This is a genomic window from Nocardioides luteus (assembly GCF_000960475.2).
Lineage (GTDB): Bacteria > Actinomycetota > Actinomycetes > Propionibacteriales > Nocardioidaceae > Nocardioides > Nocardioides luteus_A.
The window spans coordinates 17,570-38,524 of sequence record NZ_JZDQ02000003.1; the positions used below are offsets into that span (position 1 = coordinate 17,570).

Genomic DNA, 20,955 nt, shown 5'->3' on the forward strand with positions numbered 1-20,955 from the left:
GCCCGGTCCGAGAGTTCGGACCGGGCCTTCTTGTGTGCGCGCGGGGGCGGATGCTGACCGAGATAACTCGGTCGGTGCGCACTGCCTTCATGGAGTTCCACGAGGGCAGTGACCGTTCACCGAGTTACCTCGGTGAACATCCAGCCGGTCAGCCGCTGACGGAAACCGATGCTGCCGCGCCCTCGACCGGCTCCATGCCCTCGGCGATCTTCATCGCCTCCTCGATCAGGGTCTCGACGATGGCGGCCTCGGGGACGGTCTTGATGACCTCGCCCTTGACGAAGATCTGGCCCTTGCCGTTGCCGGAGGCGACACCGAGGTCGGCCTCGCGGGCCTCACCGGGGCCGTTGACGACGCAGCCCATGACGGCGACCCGCAGCGGGACCTCGAGGCCGTCGAGACCCGCGGTCACTGCGTCGGCGAGCTTGTAGACGTCGACCTGGGCGCGGCCGCAGCTCGGGCAGGAGACGATCTCGAGGCGGCGCGGGCGGAGGTTGAGCGACTCCAGGATCTGCAGCCCGACCTTGACCTCCTCCACCGGCGGCGCGGAGAGGGAGACCCGGATGGTGTCGCCGATGCCCTTGGACAGCAGCGAGCCGAAGGCGACCGCGGACTTGATCGTGCCCTGGAACGCCGGGCCGGCCTCGGTGACACCGAGGTGGAGCGGCCAGTCGCCGGCCTCGGCGAGCAGCTCGTAGGCGCGGACCATCACGACCGGGTCGTTGTGCTTGACCGAGATCTTGAAGTCGTGAAAGCCGTGCTCCTCGAAGAGGCTCGCCTCCCAGATCGCCGACTCGACGAGCGCCTCGGGGGTGGCCTTGCCGTACTTCTCCAGCAGCCGCTTGTCGAGCGAGCCGGCGTTGACGCCGATCCGGATGCTGGTGCCGTGGTCCTTGGCCGCGGCGGCGATCTCCTTGACCTGGTCGTCGAACTTGCGGATGTTGCCCGGGTTGACCCGGACCGCCGCGCAGCCGGCCTCGATGGCGGCGAAGACGTACTTCGGCTGGAAGTGGATGTCGGCGATCACCGGGATCTGCGACTTCTTCGCGATCGCCGGCAGGGCGTCGGCGTCGTCCTGGCTGGGGCACGCGACCCGGACGATGTCGCAGCCCGACGCGGTGAGCTCGGCGATCTGCTGCAGGGTCGAGTTGACGTCGGAGGTGAGCGTGGTCGTCATCGACTGCACGGAGATGGGGCTCTCGCTGCCGACACCGACCGAACCGACCTTGATCTGGCGGGTCTTGCGGCGGGGGGCGAGCACCGGAGCAGGCGCTTCCGGCATACCGAGGGGGATGGACGTCATGTCTACCAATCTTACGTGCGGGTCAGGCCTGGAGATGAAGCGGGACGGCGAGGTCGGCGACGATCAGGACAACACCCATCACCAGGAGAGCCGAGGCCACGACGTACGCCACCGGCAGCAGCTTCGCCGGGTCGGCATGCCCCGGTTCGGGCCGTCGGAAGACCCGGGCGAAGGCGCGGCGGATGCCTTCCCACAGTGCCGTCGCGATGTGACCGCCGTCGAGGGGCAGCAGCGGGACGAAGTTGAAGATGCCGATGAAGAGGTTGAAGCCACCGACCAGGAACGCGAAGCCGGCGATCTTCTCGCTGACGTCGAAGTCGTCGTGGGTGGCGATCTCACCGGCGATGCGGCCGCCGCCGACGATGCTGACCGGGCTGTCGGCCGAGCGCTCCTCGACGCCGACGATCGCGAGCGCGACGTGCCAGACCTTGACCGGAAGGCGCACCAGCGAGTGGACGGCGTTCTCGGCCATCGCGCCCATCTCCTTCAGCACGTAGACCGGACCTTCCTTGGTCGTCACGTCGTGCGACTCGGGAGTCATGCCGAAGAAGCCGACCTTCGCGGTCTCGGGGTCGGCGCTGGTGTCGTTGACGTCCTTGACCCGTTCCTGCACGACGGTCTGGGTGTGCAGCGTCATCCGCTCACCGTCACGCTCGATCACGATGGTCGCGTCACCGTCCATGTTGTTGCGGATCACCTTCTGGGCGACCGACCACGAGGTCAGCTCTGTGCCGTTGAAGGAGATCAGCTCGTCGCCGGGCTTCAGGCCGGCGTCGGCGGCCGGCGTCGGCTTGTCGCTGGGGCGGCACTCTCGGCCCTGGTCCTCCCAGCTCAGCAGGCACTCCTGCAGGCTCGAGACGACCGGATGTCCCGCGTTGACGACCTTCTCCTGGACCCCGTAGATGCCGAAGACGCCCCAGAGCACGAAGAACGCGATCGCGATATTCACCGTGGGCCCGCCGGCCATCACGATGACCTTCTTCCACCACGACATCTTGTAGAAGAGGCGCGGCTCGTCCTCGGGACGGATCAGCTCCCACTCGGCCGAGCGGGCGTCGCTGATCAGCTGGGTGAACATGCCGGTGTTGGACTTGCGCACCTTCAGGGCGCCGTCCGCGGTGCGCTCACCCAGCTGGTCGGCTCCGGGCGGCAGCATCCCGATGATCTTGACGTAGCCACCGAGCGGGATCGCCTTGAGGCCGTACTCCGTCTCGCCGATCTGCTTGGACCACACCGTCGGCCCGAAGCCGATGAAGTACTGGGTGACCTTTCCACCGAACGCCTTCGCCGGGATCATGTGGCCGAGCTCGTGGAGCCCGATCGAGGCGAGGATCGCGACGATGAAGCCGATCACGGCCAGCGTGTAGAGCACGACACTCATTTCTGGGTCTCCAGGATCCGAGCGGCTTCCTCGCGCGCCCAGGCGTCGGCGGCGAGCACATCCTCGATGGTGAGGCTGCCTTCCGAGCGTACGCCGTGGTGGGCTGCCATCACCTCCGCAATCGTGTCGACGATGCCGGTGAACGGGATCCGGCCGTCGTGGAAGGCGTCCACGCAGACCTCGTTGGCGGCGTTGTAGACGGCGGGGTGGGTGCCGCCGCGGGTGCCGGCCTCGCGGGCCAGCCGCACCGCGGGGAAGGCACCGTCGTCGAGCGGCTCGAAGCGCCAGTCGGCGGCCTTGGTCCAGTCGATCGGCGTCTCGGCGTCGGCCACCCGCTCGGGCCAGGCCATCCCCATCGAGATCGGCACCAGCATCGTCGGCAGCCCGAGCTGGGCGACGACGGCGCCGTCGGTGAACTCGACCATCGAGTGGATGTACTGCTGCGGGTGGACGACGACGTCGATCCGGTCGAAGGGTACGTCGAAGAGCAGATGCGCCTCGATGACCTCCAGCCCCTTGTTGACCAGGGTGGCGGAGTTGGTGGTGATCACCCGCCCCATCGCGAAGTTGGGGTGCCGGAGCGCCTGCGCCGGGGTGACCTGGGCGAGCTCGTCGCGCGAACGGCCGCGGAACGGGCCGCCGGAGGCGGTGAGCACGAGCTTGCGCACCTCGTTCGGGGAGCCCGCGCGCAGCGACTGCGCGATCGCGGAGTGCTCGGAGTCGACCGGGACGATCTGCCCCTCGCGCGCGACCCGCTTGACCAGCGGCCCACCGATGATCAGCGACTCCTTGTTGGCCAGGCCGAGGGTGTTGCCGGCCTCCAGCGCGGCCAGCGTCGGACGGAGCCCGACGGCGCCGGTGATGCCGTTGAGCACCACGTCGGCCGGCTGCGCGGCGGCCTCGGCCGAGGCCTCCTCCCCCAGCCCGGAGAATTTCGGGGCGAACTCGGCCACCTGGGCTTCGAACAGCTCCTTGTTGGACCCGCCGGCGGTCAGCCCGACGACCCGGAACCGGTCCGGGTTGGCCCGCACCAGGTCGAGCGCCTGGGTGCCGATGGACCCGGTCGAGCCGAGGATCACCACGTCGCGTGGTCGCTGATCGTTCACCCGCCCATTCTCCCAGCAGAGGCTGAGAGGGCGCCAAGCGGCCGCCGTCGCGCGCCGAAAAACTTCAGGGGAAATAGCAACAGCCCCGGACTCCCCCACGGGTCCAGGGCTGTGCATGAAACGTTTTGCAACGTCTGGCCACAATTAAGCCACAAAGATGCACGCGAAAGCAAATCCTGAAACGCGGGTCCCAGTTAAATCTGCATCAGATCAAGGGGGCGAGGATGACACCGAGCCGCGGCGCGACGTGGCGGACCCACGACCGGGTCAGGTGCGAGTCGTCGTAGTAGGTGACCTTCTCCCCCACGACCAGCGGGCAGCGGTCCTCGGCGCACACGAAACGCTGGGTGTCGACGTACGTCGCCTCGGTGCCCTTCAGGGCCGCCTCGGTGAGCTCGTTGCTGCTGGTCTCGCGCGAGTCCGGGTCACTGAGGCAGGAACGCTGGTCGGCCTCGGGGGCGCTGAGGCAGTCGGCGGGGTTGTGGTCGACCTTGGGTACGTCGCCGAGGACGACCACCCGCTCGGAGATCTCCCGGTAGGCCGTCACCGTGCTGCGCACCGCCTTCGACCACTGCTCGTCGCGGCTCATCCCGTCGTAGGTCTTGGGCATGAAGAGCTGACCGCGGGCCGTCGAGACGATGGCGTCGGGGTCGAGGCGCCGGAGGCGGTCCGCGGTCCAGGCGCGGAAGTCGTCGCACTCGGCCTGGGTCATCTTCTTGCCGCGGTGCTGGACCGGGTAGGGCGCACAGCCGACCTTCACGACCGGCACGACCCGGAAGCCGTTCTCCTTGCCGAGGTCGTCGAAGGCGGTCAGCCACATGCCGGCATGGGAGTCGCCCACGACGGCGACGGTCTTCTTCGCGTCCGTGTCACCGAGGGTGCAGTCGGCGGCGCGGGTGTCGCCGTAGTTGGCGTAGCAGTCGCCGTAGGTCTTCTGCCACCGGTCCTCGGTGATGTCCTCGCCGAGCACCGCCGGCGGGATCGGACCGCCGCGGTCGGCGATCTCGAGCGCGGCGCGGAGCTCACGCTGGACCTGCGGCGGGCCGCCGGTCTCGGCGGCGGTGTCGGGCACCTCGTTGGCCGCGAACCACGCCTGCGCCTCGGCGACCCGCTCCTTCTCGGTGTACGCCGCATAGCCGGTCGTCAGCCAGCCGCTGCCGACCGCGAGCACGAGCGCGACCGGCCACAGGCCCAGCGAGCGCAGCCCGTGGGAGAGCACGGGCACCTGCTTGCGCTGGAACGGCAGCTCGACGAAGCGGTGGCTCAGCGCGGAGAGCAGCAGCGCGGCGGCGACCGCGACCGTCATCTCCAGGGCGGCGCTGCCGAGATGGAGAGCCTCCGGGACGAGCACGGCCAGCGGCCAGTGCCACAGGTAGAGCGAGTAGGAGATGTCGCCGACGTAGCGCAGCGGGCGGACCGCGAGCAGCTTCGCGGTCGGGGCGTCGGCTCCGGAGGCGAGCAGCGCGACGGTGCCGAGGGTGGGCACCAGCGCCTGCCAGCCGGGGAACGGGGTGGCCTCGCTGAACACGACGGTCGAGACGAGGATCGCGGCTGCCCCACCGAGGCCGGCCGCGGCACTCGCGGCGCCCTTGAGCCGGCCGCCCCAGCAGGCCAGCAGCGCCCCGGCGGCGAGCTCGTAGGCACGCGCGGGCGTGGAGAAGTAGGCGGCGGTGGGGTTCTCGCCGGTGGCATGGACCGACCAGGCCAGGCTCGCGACCGCGATCACCGCGGCGACGATCGTGAAGCCCCTGCGGCCGAGCCTGGGGATGAGCAGGAGCGCCAGCACCGGCCAGACCAGGTAGAACTGCTCCTCGACCGAGAGTGACCAGTAGTGCTGGAAGGGCGAGGGCTCGCTGGGCTGGAAGTACTGCACGCCCTCGGCGGCGAAGTGCACGTTGGCCAGGAAGAACGCGGCCCAGGTGCCGTCGGAGGCCGCGTCGGAGAGCCGGGTGGTGGGCAGCTGCCAGGCGGCGTACGCCAGGACGACCAGGATCACGAGGGTGGCCGCCGGCAGGATGCGACGGGCACGGCGCGCGTAGAACTGCGGGATGCTGACCGTGCCGGACTCGCCGGCCTCACGCAGCAGCAGCGTGGTGATCAGGAAGCCGGAGAGCACGAAGAAGACGTCGACGCCGACGAAGCCGCCCTCGGTGTGCGGGACCCCCGCATGGGCAGCGACGACCAGGCCTACGGCAACGGCCCGGAGACCTTGGACATCTGTCCGCCATCGCTTGGCTGACATGTGGGGTGCACCTCGTGTGGGGGTCGGCTGCTTCCATCGCTGGGTCCGAGTCGCGGAGGTGCGCGAAACGGGCCCTCGATGCTTTCACGGACATGGTCTGCTCGCACATCGAGGGTCGCCGGTCGGCCTGTTCGTTCGGTGTCAGCCCCCGATGTAGGACATCACGTGCTTGATCCGGGTGTAGTCCTCGAACCCGTAGACCGAGAGGTCCTTGCCGTAGCCGGAGTGCTTGAAGCCGCCGTGGGGCATCTCGGAGATGTAGGGGATGTGGGTGTTGATCCACACCACGCCGAAGTCGAGGCGCTTGCTGACCCGCAGCGCGGTGGCGTGGTCGGTGGTCCACACGCTCGAGCCGAGGCCGTAGTCGACGTCGTTGGCGTACCGGAGCGCCTCGGCCTCGTCGGCGAACCGCTGCACGGTGATCACCGGGCCGAAGATCTCCTGCTGGATCTGCTCGTCGTCCTGGCGCAGGCCGGCCAGGACGGTGGGCTGGTAGAAGTAGCCGTTCTCGCCGCCCTCCACCCGTGCCGGCGCTCCCCCGGCCGCGATCGTGGCGTGGTCCGGGAGCCGCTCGACCATGCCTGCGACCCGGGCGAGCTGACCGGGGTTGTTGAGCGCGCCGACGTCGCGGTTGTCTTCCGGGAGCCCGACCGTGGTGCTGCGGGCAGCCTCGGCGAGGGCGGCGACGAACTCGTCGTGGATGCCGGCCTGCACCAGCACCCGGGTCGCGGCGGTGCAGTCCTGGCCGGCGTTGAAGTAGCCCGCGGCGGCGATGCCCGCGACGGCTTTGTCGATGTCGGCGTCGTCGAAGACGATCACCGGCGCCTTGCCGCCGAGCTCGAGGTGGACGCGCTTGACGTCGGCCGCGGCGCTCGCGGCGACCTCCATGCCGGCGCGCACCGAGCCGGTGATGGCGACCATCTGCGGCGTCCTGTGCCGGATCAGGGCACGGCCGGTGTCGCGATCCCCGGTGACGAGGTTGAGCACCCCGGGCGGCAGGAACTCCTGGGCGAGCTCGGCCAGCAGCGAGGAGCTGGCCGGGGTGGTGTCGGAGGGTTTGAGCACGACCGTGTTGCCGGCGGCGAGCGCAGGGGCGATCTTCCACGACATCATCGCGAGGGGGTAGTTCCAGGGCGTGACCTGCCCGATCACGCCGATCGGCTCGCGGCGGATCCAGGAGGTGTGGTCGGCCAGGTACTCGCCTGCGCTCTTGCCCTCCAGGGTCCGGGCGGCACCCGCGAAGAAGCGGAAGTGGTCGATCGTCGGGGGCAGCTCCTCCTCCAGGGTCAGCTGGAACGGCTTGCCGGTGTCCTTGACCTCCACCGCGGTCAGCTCCTCGGCCCGGGCCTCCATCGCGTCGGCGATCCGGAGCAGCGCCAGGCTGCGCTCCTGGGGCGTGGTCTCGCCCCAGGTCTCGAAGGCGGATGCTGCTGCTGCGTACGCCCTGTCGACGTCGGCCTCCCCTGACATCGGGGCCTGCGCGTAGACCTCGCCGGTGGCGGGGTCGACGACGTCGTACGTCGCGGCGTCGGCTGCCTCGCACAGCTCGCCGGCGATCACGTTCCTGAAGGTCTGATCAGCCATGCGGTAGAGACTAACTCCTTCCTGTAACAGCGATGTCACAACTGAATCCGCAGTGATATTCGCACTTTGGAACGGATTCGCTTGCGAAAGCGAGATGCGGTAGGTGACCATGGAGTCATGACCGGCAACCACGAGCAGCTGCAGCGCGACGCCAAGGACCACCTCTGGATGCACTTCACGAGGCATTCGAGCTACACCGAGGCCGATGTGCCGATCATCGCCCGGGGCGAGGGCGCCTACATCTACGACATCGAGGGCAACCGCTACCTGGACGGCCTCGCCGGCCTCTTCGTCACCCAGGTCGGCCACGGGCGCGCCGAGCTCGCCGAAGCCGGCGCGGAGCAGGCCAAGCAGCTGGCCTTCCACCCGCTGTGGTCCTACGCCCACGAGCCGGCGATCGAGCTCGCCGCCCGGCTGGCCTCGCTCGCTCCCGGCGACCTGAACCGCGTCTTCTTCACCAACTCCGGCTCCGAGGCCGTCGAGACCGCGTGGAAGCTCGCCAAGAACTACTTCAAGCTCCGCGGCAAGCCGGGCAAGCACAAGGTGATCGGGCGCAACATCGCCTACCACGGCACCACCCACGGTGCGCTGTCGATCACCGGCCTGGCCGACATCAAGGCACCGTTCGAACCGCTCGTCCCGAGCACCTTCCGGGTGCCGAACACCAACATCTACCGGGCCTCTGAGATCACCGGCGGGCTGATGGACGGCAGCGACCCGGAGGCGTTCGGCCGCTGGTGTGCCGACCAGATCGAGTTCGTGATCCAGGCCGAGGGCCCGGACACGGTCGCCGCGGTCTTCCTCGAGCCCGTGCAGAACTCGGGCGGCTGCTTCCCGCCTCCCCCGGGCTACTTCCAGCGGGTGCGGGAGATCTGCGACGAGCACGACGTGCTCCTCGTCTCCGACGAGGTCATCTGCGCCTACGGCCGGCTGGGCACGATGTTCGGCGCGGAGCGCTTCGGCTACGTCCCCGACATGATCACCTCGGCCAAGGGGCTGACCTCGGGCTACGCCCCGCTGGGCGCCACGATCATCTCCGACAAGCTGATGGCCCCCTTCCTCGAGGGCGAGGAGACCTTCTACCACGGCTACACCTTCGGCGGTCACCCCGTCTCCACGGCGGTGGCGCTGGCCAACCTCGACCTCTTCGAGGCCGAGGACCTGCTCGGCAACGTACGCCGCAACGAGGCCGCCTTCCGCGCCACGCTGGAGAAGCTGAAGGACCTGCCGATCGTCGGCGACGTACGCGGCACCGGCTACTTCTACGGCATCGAGCTGGTCAAGGACCGTGGGACCAAGGAGACCTTCACCGCGGAGGAGTGCGAGCGGATCCTCTACGGGTACGTCTCCAAGGCGCTGTGGTCCGAGGGCCTCTACTGCCGCGCCGACGACCGCGGCGAGCCGGTCATCCAGCTCTCCCCGCCGCTCACCGTCGGCCAGGCCGAGTTCGACGAGATGGAGCAGATCCTGCGCCGGGTGCTGGAGAAGGCCTCGACGATGCTCTGACCCGGGGTCAGCCCTGGATCCGTGGCCACGGCGACTGCTCCTCGAGCGCATAGCCGAGCTCGAGGAGCGTCCGCTCGTCGCCGTACGCCGCCGAGAGCTGCACCCCGATCGGCAGCCCCTCCTCGCTGAGCGCCATCGGCAGCGAGATCGCCGGCGCCCCGGTGATGTTCTGCAGCGGCGTGAACGCGACGTGCCGGCGGAGCCGGTCGACGAGCTCCTCGAACGGCACGTTCGGTGAGAGGTGACCCAGCGGCGGGGTGACGCCGGCGACGACCGGGCACAGCACCACGTCGTGGCGGTCGAAGACGGCCGCGTACGCCGTCGCAGCCCGGCGCAGGCGGAGCAGGGCCGCGGGCGTCTGCCGCCAGCCGCCGGAGGTGAAGGCGCGGCGCAGGCCGTCGGTGAGCCCGTCGAGGCGGGCGGTGTCGAGGGTCCGGTCGATGGTCAGCCGGCCCAGGTTGCCGGCGAGGAAGGCGAGCAGGCCCCAGTAGCTGAGGAAGTCGTCGCCGAAGCGCGCGTCGACGGGGATCGAGACCGGCTCGACGCTGTGGCCCTGCTCCTCCAGCAGGGTGGCGGTCCGTTCCACGGCAGCCTTCGTCGGCGTGTCCACGACCGCGTCGGTCACCGACTCCATGATCATCGCGACCCGGAGCCGGCGCCGCGCGGGCCCCTCGACCAGCCCGAGCGGCGGCAGCGCCGGGTTGCGCCAGTGCCGCTCGAGCGCGGCATGGAAGGTCGCGGTGTCGCGGACTGTGCGGGTCAGCACGCCTTCGCTGACCATGTTGATCGGCAGGGTGCGGGCCATCTCGCCGTCGAGGTGCCGGCCGCGGCTGGGTTTGAGCCCGACCAGCCCGGCGGCCGCGGCCGGGATCCGGATGGAGCCGCCGCCGTCGTTGGCGTGCGCGACCGGCACCGCTCCGGCGGCTACCAGGGCGGCCGCGCCTCCGGAGGACGCGCCGACCGAGTGCCGCGTGTTCCAGGGGTTGGGCGTCGGCGGCCCGCTGCGGAACTCCGTGGTCGCGTTGAGCCCGAACTCGGGCATCCGGCTCTTGCCGAGCACCGTCATCCCGGTGCTGAGGAACTGGGTCGCGTAGCGCCCGTCGCGGGTGGCCGGGCGCGCCCGGATCGCCTCCGAGCCGTGGTTGGTCGGCATTCCTCGCAGGTCGGTGTTGTCCTTGAGCAGCGTCGGCACGCCGTGCAGCAGTCCGGTGTCCTCGGCCGGGCGGCGGGGCGCGTCGTAGGCCTCGTACGCCAGCGCGTGCAGCTGCGGGACCACCGCCCGCATCCGGGCGACCGCCGCCGCCTCGACCTCTGTCGCACTCAGCTCGCCGGTCCGGACCAGGCGGGCCAGCTCGACGGCGTCGTGGTCGGCGAGGGCGTCGTCGGTGAAGGCATGGACGCGGGTCGGTGCGGTCATGCCGACAGCGTGCGGGATCTGCCTCGAAAAGTCTAGAAGATCTTCCAGACTTTATGCTGGCTCCCATGAAGCGACGGCACGGCGACAGCGCCCGGCAGCGACGCGACGCGCTCGTCCGCGCCACGATCGAGGTGGCCGCGGAGAAGGGCATGGCCGGAGTGACCCACCGCGCGGTGACCGAGCGCGCCGGGCTGCCGTTGGCGACCGTCGGCTACTTCTTCGACTCGATCACCGACCTGGCGGCCGAGGCGCTGCGTACGGGCGTGGCCGAGGACGTCGCCCGGCTGCGTACGCTCGCCGACGAGCTCGCCGCGACCTCGCCCGGCACCGACGCCATGGCCGAGGCGTTCGCGGCGGCGCTGATGTCGCCGCCGACCGACGCGCTCGCGTTCCTGGAGGGGCTGCTCCACGCGGCTCGCGACCCCGCGTTCCGCCCGGTCGTGGCCGAGGTGGTCACCGCCGGCCGCGACGTCGCGGACCGCGCGGCGACCGTCGCCGGAGCGACCCGGACCGATCCGGCCTCCGTGCTCGCCCTCGTGCACGGCTACCTGCTGCACGCCCTCGCGGCCCCCGACCTGGTCGACCCCGGCGACCTCCTGCGCGGGCTGCGCGCCCTCGTGATCGGCACCCTGGTCGAGAGCGGCGAGATCGAGGTCGCCCTGCGGCTCGCCGGCCGCGGGTCAGCCGACGACGCGTACCTCGCTCCCTAGGACCGCGCCGTCCTGCAGGGTCAGGTGGTCACCGGACCAGAAGCGGCCCGGGTCGTAGTAGTTGGTGGGCCGCTCGTCGTCGAGCAGCCCCATCTCCTGGTAGGTGGCCGCGACGACCTCGGCGCAGTAGACCTGCTCGATGCCGGCCTTCGAGCGAACCCTCCCCCGCGCCCACCGGCCGGCCAGGTTCACGGTCGAGGGGAACGGGGTGCCGTCGAGACGGGCGATCGTACGCAGCAGGGCATCCTCGCGCTCACGGCTGATGTCGGCGGTGAGCTGACGCAGCCAGACCTGCTGCTCGTAGCGGCCGGCCCACTGCTCGACCGCGGCCCGGAGATCATGGAGCTGTACGCCGCGGTGGTGGGTGCCGGTGTAGAGATCGAGCAGTCCCTTGCCGAGCTCGGCGTGCCACATCAGCGGCGGCAGGTCGTCGAGCACGACCGCCATCCCGACATGGTTGACCGGGGCGTTGCTGAGCATCCGGATCGCCCGGTCGGCGACCGAACGGCCGCGGAAGAGCCACAGATCGCCGGTGCGGGTCTGGTCCACGGCGTCGGCAAGGGAGATAGTGGTGTCGTCAGACATCGTGAGCAGGGGGTCCTATGAGTTTCGGCAGTGCACGCGTGTGGAAGATCGTCGGTCTCGCCGGCCTGGCCGGAGTCACCGCGACAGGCGTCATCATCGCGCGCAACCACCGCCAGCGTACGCAGCGCACGCCGGAGGAGATCCACGCCAGGCTCCGTGAGCGGGTCGCGGCGGCGCAGAAGGCTGCCTGAGCCGGGCGCAGGGATACCCGGTTAACCGGGTATCCCTGCACTTCTCAGGCAATGCAACACCTGAGAAGTGCAGGAACTGCCTGTACGCCGTGACGGATGATGCTCGAGTGACTCGCGCCTAGGAGTCGAACCCGAGCCCGAGCCGGTCCATCGTCCGCAGGAACAGGTCGCGGCGGCCGCCGTTGGCGTCGGCCTTGCCGAGCGAGCGGACCATCATCGAGATGCCCGCGTAGCGCGCCGGCTCCGGCGGGAACGGCAGCGGCTTGGAGCGCACCATCTCCAGCGACGTACGTTCCGTCTGCTCGCCGCTGAGCAGGTCGAGCATCACCTGGGCGCCGAAGCGGGTGGCCCCGACGCCGAGACCGGTGTAGCCGAGCGCATAGGCGACGCGGCCGGCGTACGCCTTACCGAAGAAGGCCGAGAAGCGGGTGCAGGTATCGATCACGCCGGCCCAGCGGTGGGTGAAGCGGAGCCCCTCGAGCTGCGGGAAGGTCTCGAAGAAGTGGCTCGCGAGCTTGTCGTGGGTCGCGCCGGTCTCCAGCTCCGGCGAGATCTTCGAGCCGTAGTGGTAGATCGCGTCGTAGCCGCCCCACAGGATCCGGTTGTCCCTGGTCAGGCGGTAGTAGTGGAAGTGGTTGGCGGAGTCGCTGACCCCCTGCCGGTTGGCCCAGCCGATCGCGTCCATCTGGGAGGCCGAGAGCGGTTCGGTCATGAGCACGTAGTCGTAGACCGGCACGGTCATCATCTTGAGTCGCCGCAGCAGCGGCGGGAAGGCGTTGGTGGCCAGCGCCACCCGCCCGGCCCGCACCGACCCCGTGAGGGTCGAGACCCGCATCCCCGCCCCGTCGCGGGCGAGACCGGTGACCGCGGAGCCCTCGTGGATCACCACACCGGCGTCCAGGCAGGCCTGCCGCAGCCCCCAGGCCAGCCGGGCCGGCTCGACGGTCGCGGTGTCGCCGAGCACCTCCAGACCACCGAGGTACGTCGGCGAGCGGAGCTCGTCCCGCACGCCGGTCTCGTCCAGCAGCCGGTGCTTGATGCCGTGGTCGGTCAGTGCGTCCGACCACTCGGCCAGGTCGTCGACCTCGTGCGGCCTGGTCGCGACGTTCAACGCACCGGTCAGCCGCCAGTCGCAGTCGATGCCGTGCTCCTGGATCGTCGCGGCCATCTCGTCGAGATTCTGCTGACCGAGCCGGTCCAGCGTCGCCAGCTCGTCGGGCCAGCGCTCCAGACCGTTCCAGAAACCGTGGGTCAGGGAGGCCTCGGCGAAGCCACCGTTGCGGCCCGAGGCCTGGTCGCCACACTGACCGGCCTCGAGCAGCACCACCGACCACGACGGAAACCGCACCCGGGCCAGCAGCGCCGTCCACAGCCCCGAGTAGCCGCCTCCGACGACCAGCAGATCGGCCGAGGCCACCCCGAGCAGAGGCGGCAGCGGCGCGGGTCTGGCGGGGTCGTCCAGCCAGTAGACGGCGGGCTTCGCATCGGTGAGCGCGACATGGTTCACGACGCCCACTATGACAACTCTGGAGCCCCTCAGCCACACAGAATGTACGGAATCATGGAAATTGTTCGTTACACACGACGGATTTCGTTGCATCTGCGGTCGGCGAAAAGGTTGACTGGGCGCCATGACCACTCGCAAGCGCAACGGGGGCGCTCACCTCGACGAGGTCAACAAGCTGATCATCGAGCAGCTCCAGCAGGACGGCCGGCGCAGCTATGCCGCCATCGGCAAGGAGGTCGGCCTGAGCGAGGCCGCGGTGCGCCAGCGCGTGCAGCGACTCGTCGACAGCGGCGTCATGCAGGTCGTCGCGGTCACCGATCCGCTCGAGCTCGGCTTCGCGCGACAGGCCATGATCGGCGTACGCACCTCCGGGCCGATCGAGGGGATCGCCGACGAGCTCGGCAAGCTCGACGAGGTCGACTACATCGTCATCACCGCCGGCTCCTACGACCTCCTCGTGGAGGTCGTGGCCGAGAGCGACGAGGCCCTCCTCAACCTCGTCTCCAGCAAGATCCGCGCCATCGAGGGCGTGGTGAGCACCGAGACGTTCATGTACCTCCACCTGCACAAGCAGACCTACGCCTGGGGTGTGCGGTGACCAACGACTACCCCGGCATCAGCCTGTGGCACGAGACCGCGGGCGACTCCTGGGAGCCGCGTCCGGCGCTGATGGGCGACCTCGAGGTCGACGTCGCGATCGTCGGCGCCGGCTACACCGGCCTGTGGACCGCCTACTACCTGGCCGAGGCCAGGCCCGAGCTGAAGATCGCGATCCTCGAGGCCGAGGTCGCCGGGTTCGGAGCCTCCGGGCGTAACGGCGGCTGGTGCTCGGCGCTGTTCCCCGCCTCGCTCGACAAGGTCGCGGCCGGCTCGAGCCGGGAGGCCGCGCTCGCCCAGGACCGGGCGATGCGGGCGACCGTCGACGAGGTGATCCGCGTCGCCGAGGCCGAAGGCATCGAGGCCGACATCGCCAAGGGCGGCACCGTCGTCGTGGCTCGTACGCCTGCCCAGCTCGAGCGCGCCCGGGCCGAGGTCGAGCACGCCCGTTCCTGGGGTCTGGGCGACGCCGAGCTCTCCCTGCTGGACCAGGCCGCCGCCGAGAAGCGGCTCGCCGCGACCCACACCCTCGGCGCCACCTACACCCCCGACTGCGCCGCACTCCACCCGGCCAAGCTCGTCCGCGGCCTGGCCCGCGCCGTCGAGGCTCGCGGGGTCACGATCTACGAGCAGACCCGGGTCACCTCGATCGGGCCGCACACCGTGCGGACCGAACGTGACGTGGTCTCCGCCGACGTCGTCGTGCGGGCCACGGAGGGCTACACCCCCACGCTGGCCGGTCTCGAGCGCGAGGTCATCCCGGTGCGCTCGCTGATCATCGCCACCGAGCCGCTCACCGACCTGGTCTGGTCGAGCATCGGCCTGGAGGAGCGCGAGACGTTCTCCGACGGGCGCCACCTGCTGATCTACGGGCAGCGCACCGCGGACGACCGGCTGGTCTTCGGCGGGCGGGGCGCTCCGTACTCCTTCGGCTCGAAGATCACCCATGCGGACGCCTCCGACCTGCGCACCCACCATCGCCTGCAGGAGACCCTGGTCGAGATGTTCCCGGCCGTACGCGGCCACAAGATCACCCACCGATGGGGCGGTGTCCTCGGCATCCCTCGCGACTGGCACGCCTCCGTCGGCTACGACCCCGCCGGCGGGCTCGCGCACGCCGGCGGCTACGTCGGCGACGGCGTCGCGACGACCAACCTCGCCGGCCGTACGCTGCGCGACCTGATCCTCGGCAACGACTCCGACCTCACCGCCCTCCCCTGGGTCGGCCACGTCTCGCCCCGCTGGGAGCCGGAGCCGCTGCGGTGGCTCGGCGTCAACGCCGGTCTGCGCGCCATGACCGTCGCCGACGCGGAGGAGAGCGCCACCGGGAAGGGCTCGCTGGTCGCCCGGGCCGTCGCGCCGCTCGTCGGCGGTCACTGACATCCCGCGCCTTCGCCGGTCCCCCATGATCGGGCATTACGCTGCCGCTGTCGCACGAACGTCTCGGGGGAAGTCATGGCTGTCTCGTCCGGCGCCAAGAAGGCGCTCGTCTCTGTCGGAGTGTTGGTCTGCGTCGGCGCGCTGCTCGTCGGGATCGGGCACTGGCGCGCCTACGACCTGATCTCCGGGGACGTCGTTTGGCATATGGCGGCCGAGGACAACGGCGATGATGCGGTCGTCGTACGCGACCGGATCTACACCTACGACAACGACCGGCTGACGATCCGTGACCTCGACTCCGGGAAGAAAGTCGCCGAGGAGTATCGGGACGGCACGTGGGCGTTCGTCGGCGACGGCGGGCACGTCGCGGTCGTCGATACCGGCAGCATCGCGATGTACGCCCGGGACGGCCAAGAACTCTGGCACCGGACCACGGACGATCTCTACCAGCCCATCGCCATCAACCGCGGCGGCATGCTCGACGCGATCACATGCTCGGAGGAGAGTGCCTGCGTCACCGCGCACTTCGACGCCTCCGGCCAAGCGACCCACACCTCGCGGAAGTCGACCGACCTCTGGACACCGGCGGTCATCGGCGTCGACACCTTCGAGGACCACCCGTCCGTCCGGCGAGTCCCCACCATCGCGGCCGACATCGACCCGAAGAAGCATGCAGCTTTCCAGGTACGCGACGGCGAGGCGTACGGTCCCGCGGTCGACGTCACGGACGAGGAGGTCGCCGCCCAGGTCGGCGACCTGCTCGTCGGCATGTCCCGCAAGGACGGGACCTGTCACTTCGCCGCCACCCGAGCAGGCAGACGGGCATGGACGACCTCCACTCCGTGTCCTGATCTCGGCTACCCCAAGGTCGACGTCTTCGCCGACCGGATCTACGTCACCAACCCGTCGGGTGACGCGTACGACGTGGTGACCGCGGACCTCGAAGGCCGGCGAGCCACGAGCTTCCGGATCAAGACCGGGCCGACCTCGGAGAACGACAGGGTCCGGCTCTCGCCCACTCCGGATGCCATCGTGCTCACCCTGACCGACCAGATCGCCGGTTACTCCCCCACGACCGGGAAAAGGCTCTGGAGCCAGAAATTGTCGCGAACCTCCCATGACGCACTGGACGAGACGAAGAAGCTGTACCCCGGCGTCGAGGTGAGCGGACCGGTCATCGACCGGTACGGGAACGGCCCCGGGTCGTTGGCCACGCTCGCCATCGGGCGCGACGTCCCGGCCTACACGCACACCTATCTCGATGCCGGCTCCGGCAAGAAGTCGGCCGAGCTCGCCGCGCCGTACGGGGTCTCCTCCCTCGGCCTGGAGGACGGACGTGTCCTGGTCCTCGGGGACGAGGACATCTGGCTGGTCGCCGGGTAGGAGCCGGATAAACCTGTTGCGTACGCCGGTCGCGGTCCTCCACCATGGACCGCGACCGGCGTTCTCGTCCACGAGACGCCCTGATCGAGAGGAGCAGACCGATGACTGTCGTTGTCCTGTGCCTGCCCACAGACCACACCTCTCGCATCAGGAGCACCCGAAGTGACTCAGGAGAACATCTCCGCTGATCCCATCGATGGGATCGACCCGAATTTCGTCTTCGACTTCCAGGCCTACGACGACCTGGAGGACGGACAACGCTGGTCCACCTGGCTCTCCGTGGAGCCGCTCTCCCGTGGACCGGAGCCGCGCCCGGACTGGGTGGTGACCTCACAGGGAGCCATCGACACCGAGCTCGGCGTACTCAAGACCGGCAAGGAGGCCGACGCCTTCCTGATCGTGCGCGCGGACCCGCTCTACCCCGAGCAGGAGGCGTTCATGGTCGCCAAGCGCTACCGCGACAGCGACCACCGCACCTTCCACCGCGCCGCCAGCTACACCGAAGGCCGTTCGGTCAAGCGCTCCCGTGACGAGCGCGCGCTGAAGAAGGGCTCGACCTTCGGCCGCGAGGTCGCCAAGGCCGAGTGGGCCAACGCCGAGTGGAACGCGCTCGTACGCTGCTGGAACCTCGGTCTCCCGGTCCCCTATCCGGTGCAGATCGACGGCACCGAGATCCTGATGGAGTGGATCGCGGTCGACGACGGCAACGGGGAGCTCGAGACGGCACCGCGCCTCGCCCAGACCCGCCCGGAGCGCCACGTCCTGGAGATGTGGTGGGACGGGCTCGTCGACGCGCTGGCCACGATGGTGCAGGCCGGACTGGTCCACGGCGACCTCTCGCCCTACAACATCCTGGCCCAGCAGGACCGGCTGGTGGTCATCGACCTTCCCCAGATCATCGACCTCGTCGGCAACCCGCTGGGTTTCGACTTCCTGCTCCGCGACATCACCAACGTCGCGAAGTGGTTCCAGGCCCGCGGCCTGGAGGTCGATGAGCAGGAGGTCTACGCCGACCTGATGGCGCACGCCTTCTGACCAGCCGCCGAGCCGGCACGACGTCGGCGGGGGCTAGGTTTGCTCCCATGAAGCATCACCGGGGACGGCACGTCGACATCGAGTCGGTCGCGGAGCTCGACGGTCACCTGGCAGCCGGCGCGGGCAGCCTGAAGGGATGGCGGCTGCGGTCGCTGGACCTGACGTCCCGCTCCGCTGCGCTGAAGGAGACCGAGCTCGCCGGGGCGACGTTCCTCGGGTGCACCTTCGCACCCGGGGACGTCGACTACGCCGAGGACGAGGGCGCGCTGGTGATGCCGGTGATCCCGGAGGCGCCGGTCGACGTCTACCGCTCGCAGCTCTACACCGCCGACGAGCTCTACGACGACCCGGTCTACGCGCGCAGCCTCGATGCGAGGGCGTACGCCTGGCTGCAGCAGCCGCTCGACGCCGACGACGAGCTGGCGATCACCCTCCACGACCATGCGATCGACGCCGCCCTGGAGGCCTGGGTCCGTGCCAGGCGCGACGAGGGGACGCGGATCGTCGGGGTGATGGGCGGTCACGCGCTGAAGCGGGGCGAGGAGACCTACGCCGACGCCGCCCGCCTGGCCCAGCACCTGGCGAGCCGCCACGTGGTCGCCACCGGCGGCGGCCCGGGAGCGATGGAGGCCGCCAACCTGGGTGCCTTCCTCGCCGGGGCACCGAAGACGGTGCTGGACGGTGCCCTCGAGTCGCTGGCCGCGGTGCCGACGTTCCGGCCCTCGATCCGGGCCTGGGCGCAGGTGGCCCTCGACGTACGCAACCGGGTCGAGGGCACGCCCGGAAGGTCGCTCGGGATCCCGACCTGGCACTACGGCCACGAGCCGCCCAACGTGTTCGCCGGCGCGATCGCGAAGTACTTCCGCAACGCCACCCGCGAGGCGGTGCTGCTGGAGGTCTGCGACGGCGGCATCGTCTTCCTGCCCGGGGCGGGCGGCACGGTGCAGGAGGTCTTCCAGGACGCCTGCGAGAACTACTACGCCGACACCAGCGCGGTCGCGCCGATGGTGCTGGTCGGACGCAGCTACTGGACCGAGGAGCTGCCGGTCTGGCCGCTCCTGAAGGCCCTCGCCCGCGGCCGGGCGATGGAGGACCACGTCCACCTCGTCGACACCGCGGAGGAGGTCCTCGACGTCATCGCAGCTGGCGTGCCCGGATGACGTCGCGGTAGTGGTCCACCAGGGCGGCGTTCACCGCACCCCACGACTTGTGAGCGACGCTCTTGCGGGCCTCCCGCCCCATCCGCAGTCGCAGCTGCGGGTCGTTGTGGAGCAGCGCCACGTGGGAGCCGAGGTCGTCACGGCTGCCGGGCTCGTAGAAGAACCCGGTGACGCCGTCGGCGACCAGGTCCAGCGGCCCGCCGGAGCGCGGCGCGACCACCGGGACCCCGGAGGCGAGCGCCTCCTGGACCGCCTGGCAGAACGTCTCGTGCGAGCCGGTGTGCACGAACACGTCGAGCGAGGCGTACGCGGCCCCGAGCTCCTCCCCCTGCAGCACTCCCAGGAAGGTGGCGTTCGGGAGCAGCTGGCGCAGCTCGCGCTCCTGCGGGCCGCCGCCCACGAGCACGACCTTGTACGCCGGGTTGCGCGCCAGCGCGGCCAGCAGGTGCAGCTCCTTCTCCTGGGCGAGACGGCCGACGTACCCGACGATCGTCTCCCCGTGGGGCGCCAGCTGCGCGCGCAGCTCGTGGTCGATGCGGCTGGGGTGGAACAGCTCGACGTCGACACCGCGGGGCCAGAGCCCGGTGCGCTGGACGCCAAGGCCCTCCAGCTGGGTGAGCGCCGACGAGCTGGGTGCCAGGGTGCGGTCGGCGGCCGAGTGCGCCTGCCGGGTGAGCATCGCGGCGGCCTGCGGGCCACCGACCGCCTTGTACTTGTCCCAGAAGCCGACCAGGTCGGTCTGGTAGATCGCCACGCTCGGGATCCCGAGCTCCTTGGCCACCAGCACGGCCTGCCGGCCGAGCAGCGCCGGCGAGGCGACGTGGATGACGTCGGGGGCGAACCGGCGCATCACCGCGCGCAGCTTGCGCCGCGTCTCGAGGCCGACGCGGAAGTCCTTGTAGACCCAGAACGTCGCGCCCCGGGTGCGGGTCACCGGGAAGCCGGCGTACTCGGCCGGCCCGGTCGGAGCCACGACCTCGACGGTGTGGCCGTCGACCGCGAGATGCTCCAGCACGCGGCGTACGGAGTTCGTCACCCCGTTGACCTGCGGAAGGAACGACTCCGTGACGATGAGGACACGGAGCGGCTCCGAGTTGGCGGCGACCATCGGGACCCGATCGAGGCTGATGCTCATGCAACTGATCGTGAGCGCCGTCCGGCAACGTGATCCCCGACTTGGTTGACCGGTCGGTGAACCTCCCGTGGCCAGAACTCCGTGCCGGACGACAGGTGGTCCGGGCGGTGTCATCAGCGAAAACGTCGCGTGACTCTCAGAAATCTGTCATCCCGCCCCGCCCGTCGACAGAAGAGCGAGAGCCCGCGTTCCTAGGCTCGGGCCCGACATCACTGCGATACAAGGAGTCACGATGAACTTCGTACGACGCGCGCTCGCCGCGCTCGGTGCGGTCGTCGCACTGGGCGGGGGCCTGGTCGCCATCTCCAGCTCACCCGCCAGCGCCTACGACGCCACCCCGTGCCTGGCGCCCTACTGGCACAGCGGGGTCGCCCGCTACGTGCAGACCTGCCCCGACTGGGGCATGTCCGGGACCAACGACATCCCGGTCTACGACCTCGACGCCAGCCCGCCGGCGATCGTCGGGTGGATCGATGCCGCCGGCAACGACTGGTACGTCTGCCAGAAGCAGGTCACCCAGTACGACCCGTACGCCTACGCCGGCTACTACAACGACTGGTTCGCCTACACGTTGGCCGACAACGGCAAGTGGGGGTGGGCGCCCGAGGTGTTCTTCCAGGGCGGCGACAACATGGAGCCCGACCGCAAGCTCGCTCTCTGCTGATTCCTCCGGGCCGATCACGGCATCGTCGAGGGGGACGTACGCGGACCGGGCAGCATGTGCCCGGTCCGC

General features: G+C 70.1%; 18 protein-coding genes. 9 read left to right on the top strand and 9 right to left on the bottom strand.

Going from position 1 to position 20,955, the window contains the following annotated elements; all coding sequences use genetic code 11:
* Positions 1–148 precede the first annotated feature (148 nt).
* The 5 genes from ispG to UG56_RS02430 all read right to left on the bottom strand — a co-directional run bounded on the left by ispG (position 149) and on the right by UG56_RS02430 (position 7,616).
* Entirely contained in the window at positions 149–1,303 is a 1,155-nt protein-coding gene (gene ispG, locus UG56_RS02410) for a flavodoxin-dependent (E)-4-hydroxy-3-methylbut-2-enyl-diphosphate synthase (RefSeq protein WP_045549393.1), read from the bottom strand.
* Between the two features lie 22 nt (positions 1,304–1,325).
* Entirely contained in the window at positions 1,326–2,684 is a 1,359-nt protein-coding gene (locus UG56_RS02415; protein WP_045549392.1) for a M50 family metallopeptidase, read from the bottom strand.
* Positions 2,681–3,790 carry a 1-deoxy-D-xylulose-5-phosphate reductoisomerase gene (dxr, locus tag UG56_RS02420; RefSeq protein ID WP_256206395.1) on the bottom strand — a complete coding sequence of 370 codons (1,110 nt, stop codon included), beginning with the start codon at positions 3,788–3,790 and terminating at the stop codon, positions 2,681–2,683. The genes UG56_RS02415 and dxr overlap by 4 nt, the downstream gene beginning before the upstream one ends.
* 205 nt (positions 3,791–3,995) lie before the next feature.
* On the bottom strand, positions 3,996–6,032 hold the full coding sequence (locus UG56_RS02425) for an acyltransferase family protein (RefSeq protein ID WP_071326834.1): 2,037 nt from the start codon (positions 6,030–6,032) through the stop codon (positions 3,996–3,998).
* 141 nt (positions 6,033–6,173) lie between these two features.
* Positions 6,174–7,616 (bottom strand): gamma-aminobutyraldehyde dehydrogenase, encoded by a 1,443-nt coding sequence (locus tag UG56_RS02430; protein WP_045549389.1) that lies wholly within the window; start codon positions 7,614–7,616, stop codon positions 6,174–6,176.
* 117 nt (positions 7,617–7,733) lie between these two features.
* Between UG56_RS02430 and UG56_RS02435 the strand changes: the two genes are divergently transcribed.
* A complete protein-coding gene (locus tag UG56_RS02435; protein ID WP_045549388.1) occupies positions 7,734–9,122 on the top strand; it encodes an aspartate aminotransferase family protein in 1,389 nt (462 codons plus the stop codon).
* Positions 9,123–9,129: 7 nt separating this feature from the next.
* On the opposite strand, the gene UG56_RS02440 is transcribed toward UG56_RS02435, so the two are convergent.
* On the bottom strand, positions 9,130–10,539 hold the full coding sequence (locus UG56_RS02440) for an amidase (RefSeq protein ID WP_071326835.1): 1,410 nt from the start codon (positions 10,537–10,539) through the stop codon (positions 9,130–9,132).
* Between the two features lie 65 nt (positions 10,540–10,604).
* Here UG56_RS02440 and UG56_RS02445 point away from each other — a divergent pair, with 65 nt between their 5' ends.
* Positions 10,605–11,249, top strand: a complete 645-nt coding sequence (locus UG56_RS02445; protein ID WP_071326836.1) for a TetR/AcrR family transcriptional regulator — start codon at positions 10,605–10,607, stop codon at positions 11,247–11,249.
* Here UG56_RS02445 and UG56_RS02450 read toward each other — a convergent pair.
* Positions 11,220–11,834, bottom strand: a complete 615-nt coding sequence (locus tag UG56_RS02450) for a hypothetical protein (protein WP_052693635.1) — start codon at positions 11,832–11,834, stop codon at positions 11,220–11,222. The two genes, UG56_RS02445 and UG56_RS02450, sit on opposite strands and share 30 nt — an antisense overlap.
* Before the next feature lie 17 nt (positions 11,835–11,851).
* Between UG56_RS02450 and UG56_RS28180 the strand changes: the two genes are divergently transcribed.
* A complete protein-coding gene (locus UG56_RS28180; RefSeq protein WP_177191408.1) occupies positions 11,852–12,025 on the top strand; it encodes a hypothetical protein in 174 nt (57 codons plus the stop codon).
* A gap of 118 nt (positions 12,026–12,143) precedes the next feature.
* On the opposite strand, the gene UG56_RS02455 is transcribed toward UG56_RS28180, so the two are convergent.
* Positions 12,144–13,541: an NAD(P)/FAD-dependent oxidoreductase gene (locus UG56_RS02455; RefSeq protein ID WP_045549317.1), complete on the bottom strand. Its 1,398-nt coding sequence runs from the start codon at positions 13,539–13,541 to the stop codon at positions 12,144–12,146.
* Positions 13,542–13,656: 115 nt separating this feature from the next.
* Between UG56_RS02455 and UG56_RS02460 the strand changes: the two genes are divergently transcribed.
* The 5 genes from UG56_RS02460 to UG56_RS02480 all read left to right on the top strand — a co-directional run bounded on the left by UG56_RS02460 (position 13,657) and on the right by UG56_RS02480 (position 19,087).
* Positions 13,657–14,130, top strand: coding sequence for an Lrp/AsnC family transcriptional regulator (locus tag UG56_RS02460; RefSeq protein ID WP_008363265.1), 474 nt, complete (start codon positions 13,657–13,659; stop codon positions 14,128–14,130).
* Positions 14,127–15,509 carry an NAD(P)/FAD-dependent oxidoreductase gene (locus UG56_RS02465; protein ID WP_143054880.1) on the top strand — a complete coding sequence of 461 codons (1,383 nt, stop codon included), beginning with the start codon at positions 14,127–14,129 and terminating at the stop codon, positions 15,507–15,509. The genes UG56_RS02460 and UG56_RS02465 overlap by 4 nt, the downstream gene beginning before the upstream one ends.
* Before the next feature lie 75 nt (positions 15,510–15,584).
* Positions 15,585–16,892 (top strand): hypothetical protein, encoded by a 1,308-nt coding sequence (locus tag UG56_RS02470; protein WP_045549316.1) that lies wholly within the window; start codon positions 15,585–15,587, stop codon positions 16,890–16,892.
* Between the two features lie 162 nt (positions 16,893–17,054).
* A complete protein-coding gene (locus UG56_RS02475) occupies positions 17,055–17,927 on the top strand; it encodes a serine protein kinase RIO (protein WP_045549315.1) in 873 nt (290 codons plus the stop codon).
* A gap of 47 nt (positions 17,928–17,974) precedes the next feature.
* Positions 17,975–19,087: an LOG family protein gene (locus tag UG56_RS02480; protein ID WP_045549314.1), complete on the top strand. Its 1,113-nt coding sequence runs from the start codon at positions 17,975–17,977 to the stop codon at positions 19,085–19,087.
* Here UG56_RS02480 and UG56_RS02485 read toward each other — a convergent pair.
* Positions 19,062–20,222, bottom strand: coding sequence for a glycosyltransferase family 4 protein (locus UG56_RS02485; RefSeq protein ID WP_045549313.1), 1,161 nt, complete (start codon positions 20,220–20,222; stop codon positions 19,062–19,064). The two genes, UG56_RS02480 and UG56_RS02485, sit on opposite strands and share 26 nt — an antisense overlap.
* A gap of 232 nt (positions 20,223–20,454) precedes the next feature.
* On the opposite strand from UG56_RS02485, the gene UG56_RS02490 reads away from it, so the two are divergent.
* Positions 20,455–20,886: a hypothetical protein gene (locus UG56_RS02490; protein ID WP_045549312.1), complete on the top strand. Its 432-nt coding sequence runs from the start codon at positions 20,455–20,457 to the stop codon at positions 20,884–20,886.
* The last annotated feature ends 69 nt before the right edge of the window (positions 20,887–20,955 follow it).